This window comes from Burkholderia sp. SRS-25 (assembly GCF_004343765.1).
Taxonomy (GTDB): Bacteria; Pseudomonadota; Gammaproteobacteria; order Burkholderiales; family Burkholderiaceae; genus Burkholderia; species Burkholderia contaminans.
Window position 1 is genome coordinate 81,602 of record NZ_PTXM01000026.1, and the last position, 21,681, is coordinate 103,282.

Consider the following 21,681-nt stretch of genomic DNA (forward strand, 5'->3'; position numbering starts at 1 on the left):
GGACACGACAATCGAATCGGACATGCACGGCGCGGGCCGTGCGATGCAGGAGCAGGAGACTCAATCATGCAAGTCAACGAAAACCTTGGCAGCGCCGCCGTGAAGCCGTCGGCCGACGCGCTGGTGCCGCAGCAGAGCGACCGCCAGAAGTGGTGGCAGCATCTGACCGAATACAGCCTGATCGCGATCTTCGCGGTGATGTTCATCACGATGTCGCTGACCGTCGATCACTTCTTCTCGATCGACAACATGCTCGGCCTCGCGCTGTCGATCTCGCAGATCGGCATGGTCGCGTGCACGATGATGTTCTGTCTCGCGTCGCGCGACTTCGACCTGTCGATCGGCTCGACCGTCGCGTTCTCGGGCGTGCTGTGCGCGATGGTGCTGAACGCGACCGACAACACGTTCGTCGCGATCGTCGCGGCGGTCGCGGCCGGCGCCGCGATCGGCTTCGTGAACGGCGCGGTGATCGCGTACCTGCGCATCAACGCGCTGATCACGACGCTCGCGACGATGGAGATCGTGCGCGGGCTCGGCTTCATCGTGTCGAAGGGGCAGGCGGTCGGCGTGTCGTCGGATACCTTCATCGCGCTCGGCGGGCTCACGCTCTTCGGCGTGTCGCTGCCGATCTGGGTCACGCTGCTGTGCTTCATCGCGTTCGGCGTGCTGCTGAACCAGACGGTGTACGGCCGCAACACGCTCGCGATCGGCGGCAACCCGGAAGCCTCGCGGCTTGCGGGCATCAACGTCGAACGCACGCGCGTGTACATCTTCCTGATCCAGGGCGCGGTGACGGCGCTGGCGGGCGTGATTCTCGCATCGCGCATCACGTCGGGCCAGCCGAACGCCGCGCAGGGCTTCGAGCTGAACGTGATCTCCGCGTGCGTGCTCGGCGGCGTGTCGCTGATGGGCGGCCGTGCGACGATCTCGGGCGTCGTGATCGGCGTGCTGATCATGGGCACCGTCGAGAACGTGATGAACCTGCTGAACATCGATGCGTTCTACCAGTACCTCGTGCGCGGCGCGATCCTGCTCGCGGCCGTGCTGCTCGACCAGTTGAAGAACCGCGGCGTCCGCGACTGACCCGATCCGCTCTTACGGAGACGAACCGCATGACCATCGACACTTCCGCGCCCGACCCGCACACCGCGAGCCACGCGCGCTATGCCCGCTACCCGAGCCTCGAGGATCGCGCGGTGCTGATCACGGGCGGCGCGACCGGCATCGGCGCGGCGTTCGTCGAACACTTCGCAGAGCAGGGCTCGCGCGTCGCGTTCGTCGACCTCGACGCGGCGGCCGGTGCCGCGCTCGCGGAAAGCCTCGCGCACGTGCGCCATGCGCCGCTGTTCCTCCAGTGCGACCTGACCGACATCGACGCGCTGCGCCACGCGATCGACGCGATCCGCGCGCGCATCGGCGCGATCGCGGTGCTCGTGAACAATGCGGCGAACGACGCGCGCCATGCGATCGGCGACGTGACGCCCGCATCGTTCGACGCGGGCATCGCGGTGAACCTGCGTCACCAGTTCTTCGCCGCGCAGGCGGTGATCGACGACATGAAGCAGCGTGGCGGCGGCGCGATCATCAATCTCGGCTCGATCAGCTGGATGCTGAAGAACGGCGGCTATCCCGTCTACGTGATGGCGAAGGCGGCCGTGCAGGGGCTGACGCGCGGGCTCGCGCGCGACCTCGGCCCGTTCGGCATCCGCGTGAATTCGCTGGTGCCCGGCTGGGTGATGACCGACAAGCAGCGCCGGCTGTGGCTCGACGACGCGGGCCGCGCGGCGATCAAGGCCGGCCAGTGCGTCGATGCCGAACTGCTGCCGGCCGACCTCGCGCGGATGGCGCTGTTTCTCGCGGCCGACGACAGCCGGATGATCACCGCGCAGGATGTGATCGTCGACGGCGGCTGGGCCTGACCGTTCGCACGTCCCGCATCGTTTCTTCGACGAAGGAAAGGAGTTCATCATGACCGCCACGTCCTCGCGCGCATCGTCGTCCACCAGCCAGTCGCGCCGCGCGCGCCTGGCCGCCGCCGCGCAGCCGGTCAGCCCCGGCCCGCAGACGGCTGCCTTCGCGCAGGGCGTCGGCGCCGCCCATGCGGCGGCCGTCACGCTGTCGAACGCGTCGCTGCGGCTCGACGTGCTGCCGCATCTCGGCGGCGGCATCGCGCGCTTCGACTGGCGCGGCGACAACGGCGCGCTGGTGCCGGTGTTCCGCCGCTGCGAGCACCCGGAGACGGCAACGGACCCGAACGAACTCGCGTGCTATCCGCTGCTGCCGTACTCCAACCGGATCGGCGACGGGCGGTTCGAATGCGACGGGCGCCGCGTCGCGGTGCCGCGCAACCGCCGCGACGAGCCGCTGCCGATCCACGGCGACGGCTGGCTTGCGCCGTGGCAGGTGGACGATGCGACCGGCACGTCGCTGCAACTGTCGCTCGATCGCACCGCCGGCGCGCCGTATGCGTTCCGCGCGATCCAGTCGTTCGAGCTCGACGACGCGACGCTGTCGATCGCGCTGACGATCGAGAACGCGGGGCGCGCGCGGCTGCCGTTCGGGCTCGGCGTGCATCCGTTCCTCGTGCGCGATGTCGCGACCGAGCTGGCCGCGGCCGCCGGCGGGCTGTGGCTGTCGGGCGCGGATTTCCTGCCGGTGCGACACGTCAGCGTGCCACCGGCCTGGCAGTTCGGCGTCGCGTATCCGCTGCCGGCCGCGCTCGTCAATCATGCGTTCACCGGCTGGGGCGGCCACGCGACGGTGAGCTGGCCGCGCCGCGGGCTGTCGCTGACGGTAGCGGCCGACGCCGACGCGTACGTGCTCTATACGCCGCCCGGCGAGGATTTCTTCTGCTTCGAGCCGGTCGATCATCCGATCAATGCGGTGAACCTGCCGGGCGGCGCGGCAGCGCACGGGATGACGCTGCTCGCGCCCGGCGAGCGGCTCGCGCGGCGGTTCGCGTTCACCGTCGAGCGCACCGATGCGCGCGGCAATGCCGCGTCACGCGAGGCGGGCCGGCGACGCGGGTAAAATACGCGATCTACCAACGGTTTGCCGCGAGTCCCCGCCATGTCTTCCCCGCTTACTTTCATTGAGTCGCTGCGCGCCGCGTGGCAGCGCACGAATTCGCTGCTGTGCGTCGGCCTCGATCCCGAGCCGTCGCGTTTCCCCGTGCAGTTCGACGGCCAGCCCGACGCGATCTTCGAATTCTGCCGGCAGATCGTCGATGCAACCGCGCAATACGCGAGCGCGTTCAAGCCGCAGATCGCCTACTTCGCCGCGCATCGCGCGGAAGACCAGCTCGAGCGGCTGATCGCGCACATCCACCTCCAGCATCCGGGCCTGCCCGTGATCCTCGACGCGAAGCGCGGCGACATCGGCAGCACGGCCGAGCAGTACGCGCGCGAAGCGTTCGAGCGCTACCGCGCGGACGCCGTCACGGTGAACCCGTACATGGGCTACGACTCGGTCGAGCCGTACTTCGAGCACGAAGGCAAGGGCGTGATCGTGCTGTGCCGCACGTCGAACCCGGGCGGCTCCGACCTGCAGTTCCTCGACACGAACGGCCGGCCGCTGTACCAGGTCGTCGCCGATCTCGCGGCGAACAAGTGGAACGCGAAGAACGGCCAGCTCGGCCTCGTGGTCGGCGCGACGTTCCCGAAGGAAATCGAGATCGTGCGCGGGATCGTCGGCGACATGCCGCTGCTGATTCCCGGCATCGGCGCGCAGGGCGGCGACGTGCAGGCGACCGTCAACGCGGGCCGCACGGCCGACGGCACCGGCATGATGATCAACTCGTCGCGCGCGATCCTGTACGCGAGCAAGGGCGAGGATTTCGCCGAAGCCGCGGCGCTCGCCGCGCAGAAGACGCGCGACACGATCAACGCGCATCGTTGATCGGTTGCACCGGCGGTCCGGGCAGGAGCCCGCTCCGGGCAGCCGGTTCCGGTGGGCTCCCACGCGCGAGCCCGCCGCGTCCCCTCGGTTTTTCCGTTCCTCCGCCCGCCTGGCCTGCACTGGCGCACGCGGACAACTTCCCGTCGCTTCCATATCGCATGTCGCCAATTCAATCGAGCGATGCTCCCGCTTGTCATCGATCCGTAACGAAAATGTCAAGAAAGGGAGTGACGACATGCCCAAGCTGTCCCGCCGTCTTCTGAGCGCATTCGCTGCATCGCTGTGCATGACGTTCGCCCATGCGGCGGAGCTCTCGCACTGGCCGGCCGACAGCGCGAAGGCGCTGAACGCGATGATCGCCGCGCACGCGCACCGCGGCGACTACGCGGTGTTCGACGCCGACAACACGACCTACCGCTACGACCTCGAGGAGTCGCTGCTGCCGTACCTCGAGAACCGTGGCGTGCTGACGCGCGACACGCTCGACCCGTCGCTGAAGCTGATCCCGTTCAAGGATTCCGCCGACTACCGGGAATCGCTGACGAGCTATTACTACCGGCTGTGCGAGATCGACGACCTGGTCTGCTACCCGTGGATCGCGCAGGCGTTCGCCGGCCAGTCGCTGGCCGACCTGAAGCGCCACGTCGACGCGATGCTCGCCGACGGCAAGCCGATCCCGATCCGCTACTGGCAGGGCGACAAGGTGGTCGACGGCACGGTGAACCCGCCGCGTTTCTTCCGCGGGATGCAGGAGCTGTACAACGCGCTGCGCGAGAACGGGATCGAGGTGTACGTGATGACGGCCGCGCACGAGGAACTCGCGCGGCTCGTGCTGTCCGACCCGAAGTACGGCTACAACGTGAAGCCGCAGAACGTGATCGGCGTGACGACGCTGCTGCGCAACCCGGCGACCGGCGCGCTGACCACATCGCGGCTGCAGATCAAGGCCGGCAAGTACGACGAGGCCGCGAACCGCAGCCTGGTGATCACGCCGTTCCTGATGAACCCGATGACGTGGTACGAAGGCAAGCTGGGCTCGATCGTCGGCTGGATCGACCAGTGGAAGAAGCCGGTGCTCGTCGCGGGCGACACGCCGACGTCCGACGGCTACATGCTGCTGAACGCGACTGACGTCGCGCGTGGCGGCGTGCGCGTGTGGGTGAACAAGAAGGACAAGCAGATGGCGCAGATCCGCGCGTGGTCGGATGAATCGGCCGCGCAGCAGAAATCGCTCGGCCTGCCGGTCACGGCGGACAAGAACTGGATCGTCGTGAAGCCGGACGCGATCCAGTAAGCGGGCAAGCGGGGGTGCGGCGTGCGCCCCCGGCCCGATCAGCCCTCGCGCTCGTCGAGCAGCTTCAGCAGCCCGCGCAGCGCATGCGCGGCCGCCTGCGTGCGGATCTGGTCGCGGTCGCCCTTGAATACAAGCGTTTCGACGTCGGTGTGGAGCCGGTTGCTCCAGCCGAACGACACGGTGCCGACCGGCTTCTTCTCGCTGCCGCCGGCCGGGCCCGCGATGCCCGTGACCGACAGCGCGACCTGCGCGCGGCTGTTGCGCAGCGCGCCTTCGGCCATCGCGCGTGCGACGGGCTCGCTGACGGCGCCGTGCTTGTCGATCAGGTCGGGCGGCACGCCGATCATCTCGATCTTGGCCTGGTTCGAGTACGTGACGAAGCCGCGCTCGAACCACTGGCTGCTGCCGGAGATGTCGGTGATCGCCGCGGCGATCATGCCGCCGGTGCAGGATTCGGCGGTGGCGAGCGTCAGGTGCTCGTCACGCAGCTTGTTGCCTGCGCGGATCGCAAGCTGGTGGACGACGGAATCGGTTGGCATGCGCGTCGGGAAGCGGGAGTCGGAAATCGGTCAGCCGACGACGGAGCGCCACAGGGCGATCACGAGCAGCGTCATGAACGCGGCGACCTGGTCGTCGACCATGATGCCGAGCCCGCCTTTCAGGCGGCGCTCGAAATAGCGGATCGGCGGCGGCTTGAGCATGTCGAAGACGCGGAACGCGACGAACGCCCACAGCTGGCCGACGAAGGTCGCGGGCGTGACGAACAGCATCACGAGCCAGATCGCGACGATCTCGTCCCAGACGACGGCGCCGGGATCGGCCGAGCCCATTTTCCTCGCGGTGAATCCGGTGAGCCGCGTGCCCGCCACGAAGCCGACCGCGATCAGCGCCCACCATTCGGGCACCGTCAGATAGCGGTTGAGCACGACGAACGAGAGCCAGCCGAACAGCGAGCCGAACGTGCCGGGCATGATCGGCGCGAGCCCGCTGCCGAAGCCGAGCGACACGATGTGCGCCGGGTGCGACAGCATGAAACGCGCGGTCGCGCGCCGCGGCGCGTTGCCGCCGGATGCGGCGCCGGGCTCGGCCGCGGTGTGCGCGGGCGTCGGGTCAGTCTGCATGGAAGTGGTCGAAGCCGTGCAACGTGAGAGCGAGAGGCGCGCCGGCAGCGTCGCGCCACGCGATCGCGGGCTGGTCCGACGGCGCGGACAACGCGCGTATTGTACCGATTCGGGTGACCGCCACGCCGGCCGTCGCGCCCGCCGCTTCGACCGCCGCGCGGGCCGCCGCCGGCGCGGTGAAGCACAGCTCGTAATCGTCGCCGCCGGCCAGCGTGCAGCGGCGCTGTACGTCGGGCGGCAGCGTCGCGAGCGCGGCCGAGCGCGGCACCGCGTCGGCATCGATCTCGGCGCGCACGTTCGAGCGGACCAGGATGTGCTGCAGGTCACCTGCGAGGCCGTCCGAGAGGTCGAGCGCCGCGTGCGCGACGCCCGCGAGCGCGAGGCCGAGCGCAATGCGCGGTTCCGGGTACTCGAGCGCGCGCCGGAACGCGACCGCTTCGTTTGCGCCGGCCGCCCATTCGCCGCGCGCAACGCCGAGGCCGGCGCGCGCGTCGCCGAGCGTGCCGGACACCCAGACGTCGTCACCGTCGCGCGCGGCATCGCGGCGCAGCACCGCTTCCGGCGCGACTTCGCCGAACACGGTCACGCACAGGTTCAACGGGCCGCTCGTCGTGTCGCCGCCGATCAACTCGCAGCCGTAGCGCTCGGCGAGCGCGAACAGCCCGTTGCTGAACGCTTCCAGCCACGCGGCGTCGGCGCGCGGCAGCGCGCACGCGAGCGTGAACGCGCGCGGCTCGGCGCCCATCGCGGCGAGGTCCGACAGATTGACCGCGAGCGTCTTGTGGCCGAGGGCGTCGGGCGCGACGTCGGGGAAGAAGTGGCGGCCTTCCACCAACATGTCCGTCGAAATGGCCAGCAATTTCCCGGATCGGGGCGCGATCAACGCGCAGTCGTCGCCGATGCCGAGCGTCGACGCGCGGGCGCCCTGCGCGGCGCGGCGCGTGAAGAAGCGTTCGATCAGCGAAAACTCGGAGAGGGCGGCTGGCACGGCGGATGGATCCGAAACGGTGGAAGGAACGGCATTGTACGAGGCGAGCGGTGGCGTTCCTGCACCGTTCAGTACAATTTTGTCGCGGCTGTTGCACCCGAATCGCCGGTCTGGCGGCCGATGATTGGCGCTACAATGCCGTCGAAGAGTTATTCTAATCCGCCCGCCAAGAGACACATGTCTACCCAAGCCTCCTCCAAAGCCAAACTTCGCGAAGCCGCGCTCGACTATCACGAATTCCCGACCCCCGGGAAAATCGCGATCGCCCCGACCAAGCAGATGATCAACCAGCGCGACCTCGCGCTCGCGTACTCGCCGGGTGTGGCGTACGCATGCGAGGAGATCGTCGAGAATCCGCTCAACGCGGCGCGCTTCACCGCGCGCAGCAACCTGGTCGGCGTGGTCACGAACGGCACGGCGGTGCTCGGTCTCGGCAACATCGGTCCGCTCGCGTCGAAGCCGGTGATGGAAGGCAAGGCCGTGCTGTTCAAGAAGTTCGCGGGCATCGACGTGTTCGACATCGAGCTGAACGAATCGGATCCGCACAAACTCGTCGACGTGATCGCCGCGCTGGAGCCGACCTTCGGCGGGATCAACCTGGAAGACATCAAGGCGCCGGACTGCTTCATCGTCGAGCGCGAAGCGCGCAAGCGGATGAAGATTCCGGTGTTCCACGATGACCAGCACGGCACCGCGATCGTGGTGGCCGCGGCCGTCACGAACGGGCTGAAGGTCGTCAACAAGGACATCAAGAAGGTCAAGCTCGTCGCGTCTGGCGCAGGTGCGGCCGCGCTCGCGTGTCTCGACCTGCTGGTCGACATCGGCCTGCCGCTCGAGAACATCACGGTGACCGACCTGGCCGGCGTGGTCTACAAGGGCCGCACCGAGCTGATGGATCCGGACAAGGAGCGTTTCGCGCGCGAAACGGAAGCGCGGACGCTGGCCGAAGTGATCGACGGCGCGGACATCTTCCTCGGCCTGTCGGCCGCGGGCGTGCTGAAGCAGGAGATGGTGAAGGGCATGGCCGAGCGTCCGCTGATTCTCGCGCTCGCGAACCCGACGCCGGAAATCCTGCCGGAAGCGGCGCTCGAAGTGCGCCCCGACGCGATTCTCGCGACCGGCCGTACCGACTATCCGAACCAGGTCAACAACGTCCTGTGCTTCCCGTTCATCTTCCGCGGCGCGCTCGACGTCGGCGCGACGACGATCACGCGTGAAATGGAGATCGCGGCCGTCAACGCGATCGCCGAGCTCGCGCAGCACGAGCAGAGCGACATCGTCGCGACCGCGTACGGCATCCAGGACCTGTCGTTCGGGCCCGAATACCTGATTCCGAAGCCGTTCGATCCGCGCCTGATCGTGAAGATCGCGCCGGCCGTCGCGCAGGCCGCGATGGACGGCGGCGTCGCGACGCGCCCGATCGAGGACATGGAGGCGTATCGCGTCCACCTGCAGCAGTTCGTGTACCACAGCGGCACGACGATGAAGCCGATCTTCCAGATCGCACGTGCTGCGCCGGAAGAGAAGAAGCGCGTTGTATTCGCGGAAGGCGAAGAAGAGCGCGTGTTGCGCGCCGTTCAGATCATCGTCGACGAAAAACTCGCGAAGCCGATCCTGATCGGCCGCCCGTCGGTGATCGAGCACCGTATCCACCGCTACGGCCTGCGCCTCACGCCGGGTACCGACTTCACGGTCGTCAACACCGAGCACGACGAGCGTTACCGCGATTTCTGGCAGACGTACTACAAGATGATGGCGCGCAAGGGCATCAGCGAGCAGCTCGCGCGCGTCGAGATGCGCCGCCGCACGACGCTGATCGGCTCGATGCTGGTGAAAAAGGGCGAAGCGGACGGAATGATCTGCGGCACGATCAGCACCACGCACCGCCACCTGCACTTCATCGACCAGGTGATCGGCAAGCGCCGGGGCTGCAGCGTGTACGCGGCGATGAACGGCCTCGTGCTGCCGGGCCGCCAGATTTTCCTGGTCGACACGCACGTGAACGTCGATCCGACCCCGGAAGAGCTGGCCGAGATCACGATCATGGCAGCGGAAGAAGTGCGCCGCTTCGGCATCGAGCCGAAGGTCGCGCTGCTGTCGCACTCGAATTTCGGCACGAGCAACGCACCTTCGGCGAAGAAGATGCGCGATACGCTCGCGATCCTGCAGGAACGCGCGCCGGAGCTGAAGGTGGACGGCGAGATGCACGGCGACGTCGCGCTCGATGCGGCGCTGCGCAAGGAAATCCTGCCGGAATCGACGCTGGAAGGCGAAGCGAACCTGCTGATCCTGCCGAACATCGACGCCGCGAACATCGCGTACAACCTGCTGAAGACGGCCGCGGGCAACAACATCGCGATCGGGCCGATCCTGCTGGGCGCTGCGCAGCCGGTGCACGTGCTGACCGAATCGGCGACCGTTCGTCGCATCGTCAACATGGCGGCGCTACTGGTCGCCGACGTGAACGCCACGCGCTGAGCCAAAACGAACGCGCCAGGCCGGTCGAACCGGTGTGGCGCGTCGGGCGAAATTGTAAACAAAAGCAAAAAGAGGCGTGCCCGCAATGGGCACGCCGCGGGCAGGGCGCAAACGCGCTTCCCTCAAGCAACATCAGCATCTCTCTCCACTCAGCGTAGCGAGCACGGCAAGGAGGCAGAGTCTTGCCATGGCAGAGATGCCGCCCGCATTTTATCCTATGTAAGATAAATGTAGTGCAAATTCGGTAAAAAATGCGCGATTCCAGGTATCACTGGCCTTTCGATTCCCAAACGGACATTGATTCGCGCGGCCAATAACGCTACGCTAACGCCTTTGTTGGTCGTCAACTACTTGATTTAACAGCGGGAACCCTGGTTCATGGCACGCAAGTGGCTCCGCAACGGCGCGCTCGCGTCCGTCTTCGCGATGTTCGCGATGGGTATCGTCGGCACGCCGACGGGCAGTCTGGTTTCCGCCGCTTACGCACGGGAGGCCGTTCCGGCCGACGTGGCGGCGAGCGGGCTCGATACGATTCCGACCGCCCGTCTTCCGCGCGAGGCCGTGACCACGCTGGGTTTGATCAGCGCCGGCGGCCCCTATCCGTACGAGAAAGACGGCGTCGTGTTCGGCAACCGCGAGCGGATCCTGCCGAAGGCGAAGCGCGGCTACTACCATGAGTACACGGTGCCGACGCCGCGTGCGCGCAATCGCGGCGCGCGCCGGATCGTCTGTGGCGGGCCGTTGCGCCGGATCGACAACTGTTATTACACGGGCGACCACTACAACAGTTTTAAACGTATTGTTGAATGACTTCGGGACGAATGGCATGAGCGACTCCATCTACGCGCACGACACGGCGGCGGCGGAACTGTTCGCGGCCGGCGACGGCAATCTGTTTCAGCGTGTGATTCAGCTGCACGCGGCGGCGCAGGCCGGCGGCACGCCGGAGCAACAGGAAGCCGAGCCCGGGCTTTCATCGAACGAGGAGCCTATGAGCCTTTTCACGACCGTGCGACCCAATCTCGTGCAGTCGATCCGCGCGTTCCGCGTGCAGGATCTCGCCGACGAAGCCGGTCGGCTCGGCCAGCATTTCCTGTATGCGTATTGCGGCGCCGCGCAGTCGAAGCAGGAAGTGATGGAAACGATCGCGACGTCGTTCCTGTTCCCGAAGCATTTCGGGAAGAACTACGACGCGCTGTATGACTCGCTGACCGACCTCGTCGCGAAGGCCGGCGCGCAGCCCGGTTTCGTGATCGTCCTCGAAGGGCTGCCGATTGCGCAGAAGTTCGACAAGGAAGGGCGCGAGACACTGCTCGACGTGTTCCGCGAGGCGGCCGAATTCTGGGCCGAGCGCAAGGTCGCGTTCCGCGTGTTCTACTCGTTCGCGTAAGCGCGCACCAGCGTTCACCGTACGCAGCGTTCGTTATCGCGCCTTCCGGTCGCGTACGTCACCGGCATCGGAATCAGGTCCGCAACTTCTCGAAAACCCGCGTTTGTGCGGGTTTTTTGCTTTGGGGGCCGAATTTGCGGGCGCGCCGGGCACCCACGGACCGTACTTCACGTCATTGCAGCCGAACCAGCGATAAGCCGATAAGCAGATCGAGGCAATAGGACAACGTAGATTCTGCGGGTTTGTCGTTTGCATCCGACGAGTCGCGGAAATCCGCTCGAGCAGCGAAATACAATTTTCGCTCGTTCGCTCGTTCGATGAAATTCATGAAACGAATTGCAGGGGTTCTTATGCTTGTGATGGCGGTGACGCCGGCAACAGGCTTCGCGGAAGGTGCGCACATTTGCTGGATTTCCCACGTAAGCCGTGTCGAAGAAGGAGTAAAAGTCGATTTTCGGGGTAGCTTGCACGTGATTTCCACCCGTCGAGCCGACACGTCCGAGTCAGGCTCGGTCGCGTCCGGCGCAGCCCGACGGGAGAACCGCTCGGCCGGTTACATGCAAGAGCGCTCGCTTGTGCTGGCAATGGGCGACACGGCGGTTGCCATGTCTATTCCTGAAGATTATTGCGAGTACAAGGCGGAAGTAAGCGATGGACGGGTGGGTGTCACGGCACGCTCGATCATGCGCTTGCACGGATTGCCTCCTACCACGACAACGAAATTTATCGCCGCGGAATGAACCCGAGGCGATCTACGCGTTGAAGTAGCGCCGGATCGAATCGCTTGCAGTTGCCGATCACCATCCCCCCCAGCGCGCCGCAAGCGCCGCAAGCACGGCCGCGCCGGCCGTCTCGGTGCGCAGCACGCGGGGGCCGAGCGACAGCGCGGTGAACCCGCGTGCGCGTGCCGCATTTTCCTCGTCGGGCGACAGCCCGCCTTCCGGTCCGATCAGCAGCGTGACCGTTGCAGCGGGCGGCGCGTCGGGCAGCGACGCGAACGGGATGCTCGCGCGCGGCGACAGCAGCAGCCGCAACTCGCCGTCGGCCGGTGCGGCAGGCAGCATATCGAGCCATGCGCTGAAGCCGGTGACCGGCGCGACGTCGGGCACGCGGTTGCGCCCGCATTGCTCGCACGACGCGCGCACGACGCCGCGCCAGTGCGCGACGCGCTTGTCCGCACGCTCGCCGGACAGCTTCACGACGCCGCGCGCGGTCGACAGCGGCACGACCGCCGTCACGCCGAGCTCGACGGCCTTCTCGATCACCCAGTCCATCTTGTCGCCGCCGGCGATGCCTTGCGCGAGCGTCACGCGATAGGGCGGCTCGGCCTCTGCCGGTTCGAACGTGTCGATCTGTGCGAGCGCGCTGCGCTTGTCGATCTCGACGAGCCGCGCGCGGTACTGGCCGCCGGTGCCGTCGAACAGGGCGAGCACGTCGCCGGGCTGCAGGCGCAGCACCTGTACGTGGCGCGCGACCTCGGCCGGCAACGCGAGCGTGGCGTCGGCGCGCAGTGCCGCGTCGACGAAAAAGCGCGGCACGGCCGCGGTGGTGGTGGCTTCGTTCATGCGTGTAACGGTTGGGGTCATGCGTCGAGACGGCGCCCGAGCGCCCATCGGTAGCCGTCGAGATCCTCGATCTGCGCGAACCGATCGCCCCAGAACTGATCCTGCGGCGCGCTCAGCGACTTCGCGCCCGCGTCGAGCGCGCGCTGCCAGGTGGCGTCGACGTCGTCGACATACAGGTAGAACGATTGCGGCGCGATGGCATTCGCACTCTTCGGCGTGAGCGCGGTCGAGCCGAATGCGCCTTCGGGCGCGAACATCACGATCAGCTGGCCGCGGTAGGCCATCTCGACGTGCATGATCGCGCCGTCTTCGTCGTGCACGTCGCGCAGCTCGAAGCCGAATGCGGCCTTGAAGAAATCGATGGCCGCGCGCGCGTTGCGTACGGCCAGGTAGGGCGTCAACCAAGGCACGTTGGCCGGACGTGGATCGGTCATGAAAATCTCCTGTGGGGGCGCTTGGGCACGTGTTCTGATTCGATGCCCGGGCGTTCGTTCAGGGGGCGGCGCGGCGTCCGGGACGTTCCGCCCCGGTGCCTTGCATCGCGAATCCCGCAAGGACGCGATGGAAAAACGGAAGCGAGGCGGCTGCGCGGACGCTCAGCGGCGAATGCCCAGTGTATCGCGCAGCGCGCGCGGCAGGGCAAAGAGGGACGCATGCAGCCGCGCGTCGTAGTAGCGCAAGCCCTGGACGCGGCGGGCCGCGAGCCGTTCGTCGATGTCGTGTGCGAACAGCGCGGCCGCGTCGAGCGTGTCGCTCGCGATCGCCATCAGCCACTGCGAGCCGTACAGCGGCACGTGCGCGGACAGCGGATCGACGACCGCGAAGCTCGCGCGCAGGTCGTCGAGCAGCGCGGCGATGCGCGTTGCATGGAACACCGGCGAGCCGAGATGCATCGAGATCGCGCCGCACGGCGTCAGGATCCGCTTGAGCCGCGCATAGAACGCGCGGGTATAAAGGCCGGCCGCCGGCGAATCGGGCGGCGTGAGGTCGAACACGACGAGATCGAAATGCTCGACGGTCGACTCGACGAAATGCGCGGCGTCGCCGATCACGACCTCGACGCGCGGGTCGTCGAGCGCACCCTGGTGCACGTCGTCGAGATAGCGGCGCGCCATCCCGACCACCTCGTCGTCGAGCTCCGCGATCACGATCCGCTCGAGGCACGCGTGCTTGAGCAGCTGGCGTGCCGCGCCGCCGTCGCCGCCGCCGAGCACGAGCGCCTTCTTCGGCGACGGGTGCGCGAGGGCGGCCGGGTGCGTCATGCACTCGTGATAGACGTACTCGTCGCCGACCGACGTCATCGGCCGGCCGTCCAGCGTGAACAGGCGGCCGAGCTGCGGCGTTTCCCAGACCTCGATCTGCTGGTGCGGGGACGCGACGTGCGCGAGCCGCCGGGCATTCGGGAAGCCGTAGGTGGCGTGGGGCGTAGGGTGAAAGAGAAGCGTGGTGCTCACGGGCGGGCCACTCGGGGCGGGCAGTTCCGACGTCTGAATTATAGGAGGCCGGCGCGTTGACGGAAAACCGTGCCGGAACACTACGCGCCGACAAGGGAAATGTCAGCCCATCTGTTAAAATGACGAGCTTTGCAGCCCCGTCCGTAGGCTCCGTCCGCTTCGCGTCCGTCAGGCGCCGCACCGCGCGCCGGGAACGATTGACGCTCGAGCTTCCGGATGCCGCCGTGCCCCCGTTTCCTCGACTCGTTCTCCGGACTCGACATGACGACTTCGTCTCCCGCCTCCACCACCCTGATGGCCAATGCGATCCGTGCGCTCGCAATGGACGCCGTCCAGCAAGCGAACTCCGGCCACCCCGGCATGCCGATGGGCATGGCCGAAATCGGCGTCGCGCTCTGGTCGCGCCATCTGAAGCACAATCCGACGAACCCGCACTGGGCAGACCGCGACCGCTTCGTGCTGTCGAACGGCCATGGCTCGATGCTGCTGTACTCGCTGCTGCACCTGACCGGCTACGACCTGCCGATCGAAGAGCTGAAGAACTTCCGCCAGCTGCACTCGAAGACGCCGGGCCACCCGGAATACGGCATCACGCCGGGCGTCGAGACGACCACCGGCCCGCTCGGCCAGGGTCTCGCGAACGCGGTCGGCATGGCGCTCGGCGAAGCGCTGATGGCCGACGAGTTCAACCGTGACGGCGCGAAGATCGTCGATCACCACACGTACGTGTTCCTCGGCGACGGCTGCCTGATGGAAGGCATCTCGCACGAAGCCTGCTCGCTCGCCGGCACGCTGAAGCTGAACAAGCTGATCGCGCTGTACGACGACAACGGCATCTCGATCGACGGCGACGTCGTGAACTGGTTCCACGACGACACGCCGAAGCGCTTCGAAGCGTACGGCTGGAACGTGATCCCGAATGTGAACGGCCATGATGTCGACGCGGTCGACGCAGCCATCGCGAAGGCAAAGCTGTCGGACAAGCCGACGCTGATCTGCTGCAAGACGGTGATCGGCCAGGGCGCGGCAACCAAGGCCGGCGGCCACGACGTGCACGGCGCGGCGCTCGGCGCGGAAGAAATCGCGAAGACGCGCGAAGCGCTCGGCTGGACGTGGGCGCCGTTCGTGATTCCGCAGGAAGTCTATGCGGCATGGGATGCGAAGGAAGCCGGCAAGCGCGCGGAAACCGAATGGGATGCGACGTTCGCTGCGTATCGCGCGAAGTTCCCGGCAGAAGCCGCTGAATTCGAGCGCCGGATGGCCAACCAGCTGCCGGCCGACTGGGCCGAAAAGGCTGCGGCGATCATCGCCGGCGCGAACGAGCGCGCCGAGACGGTGGCGACCCGCAAGGCGTCGCAGCAGGCGATCGAAGGCCTGGCTGCCGCGCTGCCCGAGCTGCTCGGCGGCTCGGCCGACCTGACCGGCTCGAACCTGACCAACTGGAAGGCATCGAAGGCCGTCCGCGCGAATCCGGAAGGCCCGGGCGTCCAGCTGGGCAACCACATCAACTACGGCGTGCGCGAATTCGGCATGAGCGCCGCGATCAACGGCCTCGCGCTGCATGGCGGCCACAAGCCGTTCGGCGGCACGTTCCTGACGTTCTCCGACTACAGCCGCAATGCGCTGCGCGTGGCCGCGCTGATGAAGGTGCCGTCGATCTTCGTGTTCACGCACGACTCGATCGGCCTCGGCGAAGACGGCCCGACGCACCAGTCGATCGAGCACGTGTCGAGCCTGCGCCTGATCCCGAACCACGACGTATGGCGTCCGGCCGACACGGTCGAAACGGCCGTCGCATGGACGCACGCGGTCGCCGCCGACCGTCCGTCGAGCCTGATCTTCAGCCGCCAGAACCTGGCGTTCAACCCGCGTACCGATGCGCAGATCGCGAACATCGAGAAAGGCGGTTACGTGCTGAAGGATTGGGACGAAGAAATCGTCGCGCGCAAGATCATCCTGATCGCGACGGGCTCGGAAGTCGAACTCGCGATGAAGGCCGTCGAGCCGCTCGCGCAGCAGGGCATCGCGGCACGCGTCGTGTCGATGCCGTCGACCAACGTGTTCGACCGCCAGGACGCCGAATACCGTGAACGCGTGCTGCCGCACGGCGTGCGCCGCGTCGCGATCGAAGCGGGCGTGACGTCCTTCTGGCACAAGTACGTCGGCCTCGAAGGCGGCGTCGTCGGGATCGACACGTTCGGCGAATCGGCGCCGGCCGGCGTGCTGTTCAAGTACTTCGGCTTTACCGTCGAGCACGTCGTCGAGACCGCCAAGGCCGTGCTGGCCTAAAAGCATACGCGACGCGCGCCACCCCTCGCGCGCGTCGCACCGTGAAGCTGCACGAAACGAATTTTTTCAGCCATCAGGAGATAGACCATGACGATTCGCGTCGCAATCAACGGCTACGGCCGCATCGGCCGCAACACGCTGCGCGCGTTCTACGAGAACGGCAAGAAGCACGACATCGAGATCGTCGCGATCAACGATCTGGGCGATGCGAAGACCAACGCGCACCTGACCCAGTACGACACCGCGCACGGCAAGTTCCCGGGTGAAGTGTCGGTCGACGGCGATTACCTCGTCGTGAACGGCGACAAGATCCGCGTGCTGGCAAACCGCAACCCGGCCGAACTGCCGTGGGGCGAGCTGGGCGTCGACGTCGTGATGGAATGCACGGGCTTCTTCACGACGAAGGAAAAGGCCAGCGCTCACCTGAAGGGCGGCGCGAAGAAGGTGATCATCTCGGCACCGGGCGGCAAGGATGTCGACGCCACGATCGTCTACGGCGTGAACCACGACGTGCTGAAGGCCGAGCACACCGTCATCTCGAACGCATCGTGCACGACGAACTGCCTCGCACCGCTCGTCAAGCCGCTGAACGACAAGATCGGCCTCGAAACCGGCCTGATGACGACGATCCACGCGTACACGAACGACCAGGTGCTGACGGACGTCTATCACGAAGACCTGCGCCGTGCGCGTTCGGCCACGCACAGCCAGATCCCGACGAAGACGGGCGCTGCTTCGGCCGTCGGCCTCGTGCTGCCGGAACTGAACGGCAAGCTCGACGGCTACGCGATCCGCGTCCCGACGATCAACGTGTCGATCGTCGACCTGTCGTTCATCGCAAAGCGCGACACGACGGTCGAGGAAGTCAACGCGATCATGAAGGAAGCTTCGGAAGGCGCGCTGAAGGGCATCCTCGGCTACAACGAAGCACCGCTGGTGTCGATCGACTTCAACCACAACCCGGCTTCGTCGACGTTCGACGCAACGCTGACCAAGGTGTCGGGCCGCCTCGTGAAGGTGTCGAGCTGGTACGACAACGAGTGGGGTTTCTCGAACCGCATGCTGGATACGGCTGTCGCGTTCGCGAACGCGAAGTAATCCCGCACGTTGCGCGGCCGCTGCACGGCGGCCTGCGCGGCGAACGAGCCCGGCCCGGTTTTTCGGCCGAGCTTTTTTATTGCGCGCCGTTATTGCCCGATGTTGCCGTCACCTGCTCGAGCGCCGCGACGAACGCGCGCTTCAGCGGGCTGTCGAGGTCGGTCCACGCGAGGCCGATGCCCGTTCTGTGCCCGGCCAGGTCGAGCGGCCGCGCGAGCACGTTCGGCGGCAACGCGCTGGCGGCTTCCGCCGGGATCAGCCCGATGCCCATCCCCGCCGCGACGAGTGCGAGCATCGTCGTGAATTCCCCGAACTCCTGTGCGATCTCGAGCGTCGTGCCCGCGCGGCTCAGCGCGAGCAACATGTCGTCGTGAAGGCCCGGCGCGTAGCGGCGCGCGAGCACGAACGCGGGCTGGCCGCGCAGCGCGGCCGGCGCGATCACATCGTGGGCGGCGAGCGGATGGTCGAGCGGCAGTGCGACGACGAAACCTTCCTCGAGTACCACGCGCGTGTCGATGCCCGCATACGCGGCCGGCAGCCGGATCATCCCGAAATCGACCCGCCGGTCGTGCAGCGCGGCGATCTGGTCGGGCGTCGGCAGGTCCTTCAGTTCGAGCGCGATCAGCGGATAGCGCTCGCGCATCGTGCGCAGCACGGCCGGCAGCAGCACGGGCAGCACCGACGATACGAACGCGATCCGCAGCGTACCGATTTCGCCGCGGCTCGACAGCCGCGCCAGCTGTTCCGCGCGTGCGGCCTGCTGCAGCGTCGCGCGCGCCTCGGGCAGGAACACGCGCCCCGTATCGCTCAGTTCGACCTTGTGCCGGTCGCGCTCGAACAGGCGCGCGCCGAGTTCTTCCTCGAGCGCCCTGATCTGCATGCTCAGCGCGGGCTGTACGATGAACAGGCGCTGCGCGGCGCGCCCGAAATGCAGTTCTTCCGCGAGCGTGACGAAGGCGCGCAATTGCTTGAGTTCCATGGGCGGCGGGCACGAGAAAGCAGTGATCAATTTTCATGATAACCGTATCAAAAATGACCATTGGCGCGGCCCCCGGCAGGCAGCCGAAGATACCGTCAACGCGAGACCGGCCGCGATGGGCCGCCGGTTCGACTGGCACGAGGAGACACGCATGACCAACGCGCTTGAACGGTTCCGCCTTGACGGCCGCCGCGCACTGATTACCGGTTCCGGCCGCGGGATCGGGCTGACGCTCGCCCGCGGGCTGGCCGAAGCGGGGGCCGCGATCGTCATCAACGATCGCAATGAGGAGAAGGCCGCGACGCTCGTGCAGCACCTGCGCGAGGAAGGCTTCACGGCCGACTACGCGGTATTCGACGTTGCCGAGCATGCGCAGGTGCGCGCGGCGATCGACGATTTCGAGGCGCGCGTCGGCGCGATCGACATCCTCGTGAACAACGCCGGCATCCAGCGCCGCGCACCGCTCGATGAGTTCGAGCCCGACGACTGGCATGCGCTGATGCGCGTGAACCTCGACGGCGTGTTCAACGTCGCGCAGGCCGTCGCGCGGCACATGATCGCGCGCGGCCGCGGCAAGATCATCAACATCTGCTCGGTGCAGAGCGAGCTCGCACGGCCGACGATCGCGCCGTACGCGGCGACCAAGGGCGCGGTGCGGATGCTGACGAAAGGGATGTGCGCGGACTGGGCGCGCCACGGCATCCAGGCGAACGGCCTTGCGCCCGGCTATTTCGAAACCGAACTCAACCGCGCGCTGGTCGACGACGCGGCGTTCTCGGACTGGCTGTGCAAGCGCACGCCGGCCGGCCGCTGGGGGCGCGTCGACGAGCTGTGCGGCGCGGCGATCTTCCTCGCGTCGGCAGCATCCGATTTCGTGAACGGCCAGACGCTGTTCGTGGACGGCGGGCTGACCAGTGCCGTCTGACAAGGAGGCTGTCATGCGTATGCGTTGCATGTGTGTCGTGATCCACGGGCCGAACGACCTGCGAGTGGAAGAGCAGGACGCGGACGAGATCGGCCCGGGCCAGGTGCGCGTCGATGTCGCGATGGGCGGCATCTGCGGCTCCGATCTCCATTATTTCCGGCACGGCGGCTTCGGCGCGATCCGGCTGCAGCAGCCGATGGTGCTCGGTCATGAGGTGGCCGGCACGGTTGCGGAAGTGGCGCCGGACGTGACGTCGGTGAAGGTCGGCGATCGCGTCGCGGTCAATCCGAGCCGGCCGTGCGGCGCGTGCCGCTATTGCCTCGAAGGGCTGCCGAACCAGTGTCTCGACATGCGCTTCTACGGCAGCGCAATGCGGATGCCGCACGTGCAGGGCGCGTTCCGTAATGCGCTCGTGTGCGACGCGGTGCAGTGCGTGAAGGTCGCCGACCACGTGCCGCTGTCTCTTGCGGCGCTCGCCGAACCGTTCGCGGTCGGGCTGCATGCGGTGTCGCGCGCGGGCCCGCTGATCGGCAAGCGCGTGCTCGTGTCGGGCTGCGGGCCGATCGGCGTGCTGGCGGTGGCAGCGGCGCGCGTGCACGGCGCGGCGGAGATCGTCGCGACGGATGTCGTCGAAGCGCCGCTGGCAGTGGCGAGCGCGCTCGGCGCGGACCGCACGATCAATGCCGCGGTCGATGCAGGCTGGGTCGAGCGCTACGGCGCCGACAAGGGCACGTTCGACGTGATGATCGAGTGTTCGGGCAATGCACGCGCGCTGCGCGACGGGCTGGACGTGATGCGCCCGCGCGGGGTCGTCGTGCAGCTCGGGCTCGGCGGCGACGTCAGCCTGCCGCAGAACGTCGTGGTCGCGAAGGAGTTGTCGATCTGCGGATCGTTCCGTTTTCATGCGGAATTCGCGCTCGCGGTGCAGTTGATCAACGCGGGGCGCGTCGACCTGCGTCCGGCCGTCACGCGCGTGTTCCCGATGCGCGATGCGAACCTCGCGTTCGAACTGGCCGGCGATCGCCAGCGCGCGATGAAGGTACTGATCGATTTCGCGAACGAGGCCGCTTGACGGTGCGGCCTTGGCGCGCGACGGCAGCAGCGCCCTTGGCAAAAAGGCACGCCCGCAACGTGCGGCGCGTGCCTTTTTCGTCGTGCGGCGGAAACGGATTGCCGGCCTGCCGCATGACTGCGTGACCCGCAGCGTCGCGGCGCGCGCTTTCATCGAGCGCGTGCTCGTGCATCGCGATCCGTCGGAACGGTGACCGGTGCGGCCGGGCGGTGGCGCGGGAGGACTACGCGCCGGGTGTCGGGAAGAAGATGCCCGCGCGCTGAGCGGCGTTCGCGATGTGCGTTTCGATCGCGGTGCCGGCGGCGGCGGCATCGCGCGCGATCAGCGCATCGACGATCGCGCGGTGCTCCTGCCACGTGGACAGCAGCAGCTCGCGCCGGTAGAACGGCATGCGCTGGCTTTCCTTCATGATGTCCGCGCTGCTGCGCAGCACCGATTCGATCGCCGCGTTGCCGGCGAGATGGATGATCCGCATGTGGAAGTCGAAGTCGAGCTGCGACGCGTCGTCGAGCGCGCTTTCGGTGAGCGCGACGTGCAGGTTGGCGAGGTTGTCCTCGAACCACGCGATGTCGTCGTCGCTGACGACGTGCGCGGCCATCCGCGCGGCGAACCCTTCGAGCGCATAGCGCATCTGGTACGTGTCGGGCGGCGACGACTGCTCGGCGAAGCGCCACGCGTGCGCGGCCGTGGCCTGCGCGCTTTCGACATACACGCCCTTGCCGGCGCGGATGCGCAGCATCCCGAGCGCCTCGAGTGTCGACAGCGCCTCGCGCAGCGACGCGCGGCTGATCTCCAGCTCCTCGGAGAGCTGGCGCTGGGCCGGCAGCAGGCTGCCGACCGGATAAACGCCTGCCTCGATCCGGTCGCGGATCGTCGCGATGGCGGCGTCGGTCACGGTATGCGGAACGTTTTTCATGATGTGAACTTTGGCCGGTCTGACCGGCATTGTAATCCGCACGCGGGCGGCGCATGGCCGCCCTACGGGAAAGCCACGATCTGCCCCTGTCCGATGGATCGAAGCCAGACGGGCAGGGGCGGGAAATCCCTATTTTGTCCGTCCTTGACGCGACTATATCGGCTTCCTACTATCCACCATAACATCACTGGTCTTACCAGTATGAACAGACGAAA

At 67.2% G+C, this 21,681-nt stretch carries 22 protein-coding genes; 14 read left to right on the plus strand and 8 right to left on the minus strand.

Annotated elements, in window-relative coordinates; all coding sequences use genetic code 11:
- Nucleotides 1-66 precede the first annotated feature (66 nt).
- The 5 genes from araH to C5O79_RS31975 all read left to right on the plus strand — a co-directional run bounded on the left by araH (nucleotide 67) and on the right by C5O79_RS31975 (nucleotide 5,191).
- On the plus strand, nucleotides 67-1,083 hold the full coding sequence (gene araH / locus C5O79_RS31955; protein WP_039353002.1) for an L-arabinose ABC transporter permease AraH: 1,017 nt from the start codon (nucleotides 67-69) through the stop codon (nucleotides 1,081-1,083).
- A 29-nt stretch (nucleotides 1,084-1,112) separates the two neighbouring features.
- Complete coding sequence (locus C5O79_RS31960) at nucleotides 1,113-1,919, plus strand: SDR family oxidoreductase (RefSeq protein ID WP_046544907.1); 807 nt, start codon at nucleotides 1,113-1,115, stop codon at nucleotides 1,917-1,919.
- Nucleotides 1,920-1,968: 49 nt separating this feature from the next.
- The gene (locus C5O79_RS31965) at nucleotides 1,969-3,030 is read left to right on the plus strand and encodes an aldose 1-epimerase (protein ID WP_122473558.1); all 1,062 of its coding nucleotides are present in this window, start codon (nucleotides 1,969-1,971) and stop codon (nucleotides 3,028-3,030) included.
- A 39-nt stretch (nucleotides 3,031-3,069) separates the two neighbouring features.
- Nucleotides 3,070-3,897 carry an orotidine-5'-phosphate decarboxylase gene (gene pyrF / locus C5O79_RS31970; protein ID WP_011350899.1) on the plus strand — a complete coding sequence of 276 codons (828 nt, stop codon included), beginning with the start codon at nucleotides 3,070-3,072 and terminating at the stop codon, nucleotides 3,895-3,897.
- Between the two features lie 235 nt (nucleotides 3,898-4,132).
- Nucleotides 4,133-5,191 (plus strand): hypothetical protein, encoded by a 1,059-nt coding sequence (locus C5O79_RS31975; RefSeq protein WP_047851636.1) that lies wholly within the window; start codon nucleotides 4,133-4,135, stop codon nucleotides 5,189-5,191.
- A 38-nt stretch (nucleotides 5,192-5,229) separates the two neighbouring features.
- Here C5O79_RS31975 and C5O79_RS31980 read toward each other — a convergent pair whose 3' ends face one another.
- From C5O79_RS31980 to thiL, 3 genes are read right to left on the minus strand one after another with little or no spacing between them, the layout of a single operon-like run.
- A complete protein-coding gene (locus tag C5O79_RS31980) occupies nucleotides 5,230-5,730 on the minus strand; it encodes a CinA family protein (RefSeq protein ID WP_039352991.1) in 501 nt (166 codons plus the stop codon).
- 30 nt (nucleotides 5,731-5,760) lie between these two features.
- Complete coding sequence (locus tag C5O79_RS31985) at nucleotides 5,761-6,312, minus strand: phosphatidylglycerophosphatase A (protein WP_047851635.1); 552 nt, start codon at nucleotides 6,310-6,312, stop codon at nucleotides 5,761-5,763.
- Nucleotides 6,302-7,300, minus strand: coding sequence for a thiamine-phosphate kinase (gene thiL / locus C5O79_RS31990; protein WP_122473559.1), 999 nt, complete (start codon nucleotides 7,298-7,300; stop codon nucleotides 6,302-6,304). Before thiL ends, C5O79_RS31985 begins: the two co-directional genes overlap by 11 nt.
- A gap of 135 nt (nucleotides 7,301-7,435) precedes the next feature.
- On the opposite strand from thiL, the gene C5O79_RS31995 reads away from it, so the two are divergent.
- From C5O79_RS31995 to C5O79_RS32010, 4 genes are all read left to right on the plus strand, one after another.
- Complete coding sequence (locus C5O79_RS31995) at nucleotides 7,436-9,778, plus strand: NADP-dependent malic enzyme (RefSeq protein WP_269467554.1); 2,343 nt, start codon at nucleotides 7,436-7,438, stop codon at nucleotides 9,776-9,778.
- A gap of 378 nt (nucleotides 9,779-10,156) precedes the next feature.
- On the plus strand, nucleotides 10,157-10,588 hold the full coding sequence (locus tag C5O79_RS32000; protein WP_039339266.1) for a ribonuclease: 432 nt from the start codon (nucleotides 10,157-10,159) through the stop codon (nucleotides 10,586-10,588).
- A 16-nt stretch (nucleotides 10,589-10,604) separates the two neighbouring features.
- Entirely contained in the window at nucleotides 10,605-11,168 is a 564-nt protein-coding gene (locus C5O79_RS32005) for a barstar family protein (protein ID WP_046544912.1), read from the plus strand.
- A 317-nt stretch (nucleotides 11,169-11,485) separates the two neighbouring features.
- Nucleotides 11,486-11,908: a hypothetical protein gene (locus C5O79_RS32010; protein WP_160313554.1), complete on the plus strand. Its 423-nt coding sequence runs from the start codon at nucleotides 11,486-11,488 to the stop codon at nucleotides 11,906-11,908.
- A gap of 57 nt (nucleotides 11,909-11,965) precedes the next feature.
- On the opposite strand, the gene C5O79_RS32015 is transcribed toward C5O79_RS32010, so the two are convergent.
- The 3 genes from C5O79_RS32015 to speE all read right to left on the minus strand — a co-directional run bounded on the left by C5O79_RS32015 (nucleotide 11,966) and on the right by speE (nucleotide 14,187).
- Nucleotides 11,966-12,733, minus strand: a complete 768-nt coding sequence (locus C5O79_RS32015; RefSeq protein WP_122473561.1) for a 16S rRNA (uracil(1498)-N(3))-methyltransferase — start codon at nucleotides 12,731-12,733, stop codon at nucleotides 11,966-11,968.
- A gap of 17 nt (nucleotides 12,734-12,750) precedes the next feature.
- Nucleotides 12,751-13,167: a VOC family protein gene (locus tag C5O79_RS32020; RefSeq protein ID WP_046544914.1), complete on the minus strand. Its 417-nt coding sequence runs from the start codon at nucleotides 13,165-13,167 to the stop codon at nucleotides 12,751-12,753.
- Nucleotides 13,168-13,329: 162 nt separating this feature from the next.
- Entirely contained in the window at nucleotides 13,330-14,187 is an 858-nt protein-coding gene (speE, locus tag C5O79_RS32025; protein ID WP_046544915.1) for a polyamine aminopropyltransferase, read from the minus strand.
- A 216-nt stretch (nucleotides 14,188-14,403) separates the two neighbouring features.
- Here speE and tkt point away from each other — a divergent pair, with 216 nt between their 5' ends.
- Together tkt and gap are read left to right on the plus strand one after the other, a co-directional pair.
- Nucleotides 14,404-16,476, plus strand: a complete 2,073-nt coding sequence (gene tkt / locus C5O79_RS32030) for a transketolase (protein ID WP_046544916.1) — start codon at nucleotides 14,404-14,406, stop codon at nucleotides 16,474-16,476.
- Nucleotides 16,477-16,563: 87 nt separating this feature from the next.
- Nucleotides 16,564-17,574, plus strand: coding sequence for a type I glyceraldehyde-3-phosphate dehydrogenase (gene gap / locus C5O79_RS32035; protein WP_039339278.1), 1,011 nt, complete (start codon nucleotides 16,564-16,566; stop codon nucleotides 17,572-17,574).
- 76 nt (nucleotides 17,575-17,650) lie between these two features.
- Here the strand turns inward: gap and C5O79_RS32040 are convergent, their stop codons facing one another.
- Nucleotides 17,651-18,553: a LysR substrate-binding domain-containing protein gene (locus C5O79_RS32040; RefSeq protein ID WP_122473562.1), complete on the minus strand. Its 903-nt coding sequence runs from the start codon at nucleotides 18,551-18,553 to the stop codon at nucleotides 17,651-17,653.
- A gap of 151 nt (nucleotides 18,554-18,704) precedes the next feature.
- Between C5O79_RS32040 and C5O79_RS32045 the strand changes: the two genes are divergently transcribed.
- The 3 genes from C5O79_RS32045 to C5O79_RS32055 are packed head-to-tail and all read left to right on the plus strand — an operon-like array spanning nucleotide 18,705 to nucleotide 20,743.
- Nucleotides 18,705-19,478: an SDR family NAD(P)-dependent oxidoreductase gene (locus C5O79_RS32045; RefSeq protein WP_122474494.1), complete on the plus strand. Its 774-nt coding sequence runs from the start codon at nucleotides 18,705-18,707 to the stop codon at nucleotides 19,476-19,478.
- A gap of 13 nt (nucleotides 19,479-19,491) precedes the next feature.
- The gene (locus tag C5O79_RS32050; RefSeq protein WP_122473563.1) at nucleotides 19,492-20,550 is read left to right on the plus strand and encodes an L-idonate 5-dehydrogenase; all 1,059 of its coding nucleotides are present in this window, start codon (nucleotides 19,492-19,494) and stop codon (nucleotides 20,548-20,550) included.
- Between the two features lie 10 nt (nucleotides 20,551-20,560).
- A complete protein-coding gene (locus C5O79_RS32055) occupies nucleotides 20,561-20,743 on the plus strand; it encodes a hypothetical protein (protein ID WP_122473564.1) in 183 nt (60 codons plus the stop codon).
- 30 nt (nucleotides 20,744-20,773) lie between these two features.
- Here C5O79_RS32055 and C5O79_RS32060 read toward each other — a convergent pair whose 3' ends face one another.
- Entirely contained in the window at nucleotides 20,774-21,496 is a 723-nt protein-coding gene (locus tag C5O79_RS32060) for an FCD domain-containing protein (RefSeq protein ID WP_081421174.1), read from the minus strand.
- Nucleotides 21,497-21,681 lie beyond the last annotated feature (185 nt).

What these genes read in the sequence shown, in the direction of transcription:
- araH (WP_039353002.1), top strand. Translation starts at nt 67, where the DNA reads ATGCAAGTCAACGAAAACCTTGGCAGCGCCGCCGTGAAGCCGTCGGCC.
- C5O79_RS31960 (WP_046544907.1), top strand. Translation starts at nt 1,113, where the DNA reads ATGACCATCGACACTTCCGCGCCCGACCCGCACACCGCGAGCCACGCG.
- C5O79_RS31965 (WP_122473558.1), top strand. Translation starts at nt 1,969, where the DNA reads ATGACCGCCACGTCCTCGCGCGCATCGTCGTCCACCAGCCAGTCGCGC.
- pyrF (WP_011350899.1), top strand. Translation starts at nt 3,070, where the DNA reads ATGTCTTCCCCGCTTACTTTCATTGAGTCGCTGCGCGCCGCGTGGCAG.
- C5O79_RS31975 (WP_047851636.1), top strand. Translation starts at nt 4,133, where the DNA reads ATGCCCAAGCTGTCCCGCCGTCTTCTGAGCGCATTCGCTGCATCGCTG.
- C5O79_RS31980 (WP_039352991.1), bottom strand. Translation starts at nt 5,730, where the DNA reads ATGCCAACCGATTCCGTCGTCCACCAGCTTGCGATCCGCGCAGGCAAC.
- C5O79_RS31985 (WP_047851635.1), bottom strand. Translation starts at nt 6,312, where the DNA reads ATGCAGACTGACCCGACGCCCGCGCACACCGCGGCCGAGCCCGGCGCC.
- C5O79_RS31995 (WP_269467554.1), top strand. Translation starts at nt 7,436, where the DNA reads ATGCCGTCGAAGAGTTATTCTAATCCGCCCGCCAAGAGACACATGTCT.
- C5O79_RS32000 (WP_039339266.1), top strand. Translation starts at nt 10,157, where the DNA reads ATGGCACGCAAGTGGCTCCGCAACGGCGCGCTCGCGTCCGTCTTCGCG.
- C5O79_RS32005 (WP_046544912.1), top strand. Translation starts at nt 10,605, where the DNA reads ATGAGCGACTCCATCTACGCGCACGACACGGCGGCGGCGGAACTGTTC.
- C5O79_RS32010 (WP_160313554.1), top strand. Translation starts at nt 11,486, where the DNA reads ATGAAATTCATGAAACGAATTGCAGGGGTTCTTATGCTTGTGATGGCG.
- C5O79_RS32015 (WP_122473561.1), bottom strand. Translation starts at nt 12,733, where the DNA reads ATGAACGAAGCCACCACCACCGCGGCCGTGCCGCGCTTTTTCGTCGAC.
- C5O79_RS32020 (WP_046544914.1), bottom strand. Translation starts at nt 13,167, where the DNA reads ATGACCGATCCACGTCCGGCCAACGTGCCTTGGTTGACGCCCTACCTG.
- tkt (WP_046544916.1), top strand. Translation starts at nt 14,404, where the DNA reads ATGCCGCCGTGCCCCCGTTTCCTCGACTCGTTCTCCGGACTCGACATG.
- gap (WP_039339278.1), top strand. Translation starts at nt 16,564, where the DNA reads ATGACGATTCGCGTCGCAATCAACGGCTACGGCCGCATCGGCCGCAAC.
- C5O79_RS32040 (WP_122473562.1), bottom strand. Translation starts at nt 18,553, where the DNA reads ATGGAACTCAAGCAATTGCGCGCCTTCGTCACGCTCGCGGAAGAACTG.
- C5O79_RS32045 (WP_122474494.1), top strand. Translation starts at nt 18,705, where the DNA reads ATGACCAACGCGCTTGAACGGTTCCGCCTTGACGGCCGCCGCGCACTG.
- C5O79_RS32050 (WP_122473563.1), top strand. Translation starts at nt 19,492, where the DNA reads ATGCGTATGCGTTGCATGTGTGTCGTGATCCACGGGCCGAACGACCTG.
- C5O79_RS32060 (WP_081421174.1), bottom strand. Translation starts at nt 21,496, where the DNA reads ATGCCGGTCAGACCGGCCAAAGTTCACATCATGAAAAACGTTCCGCAT.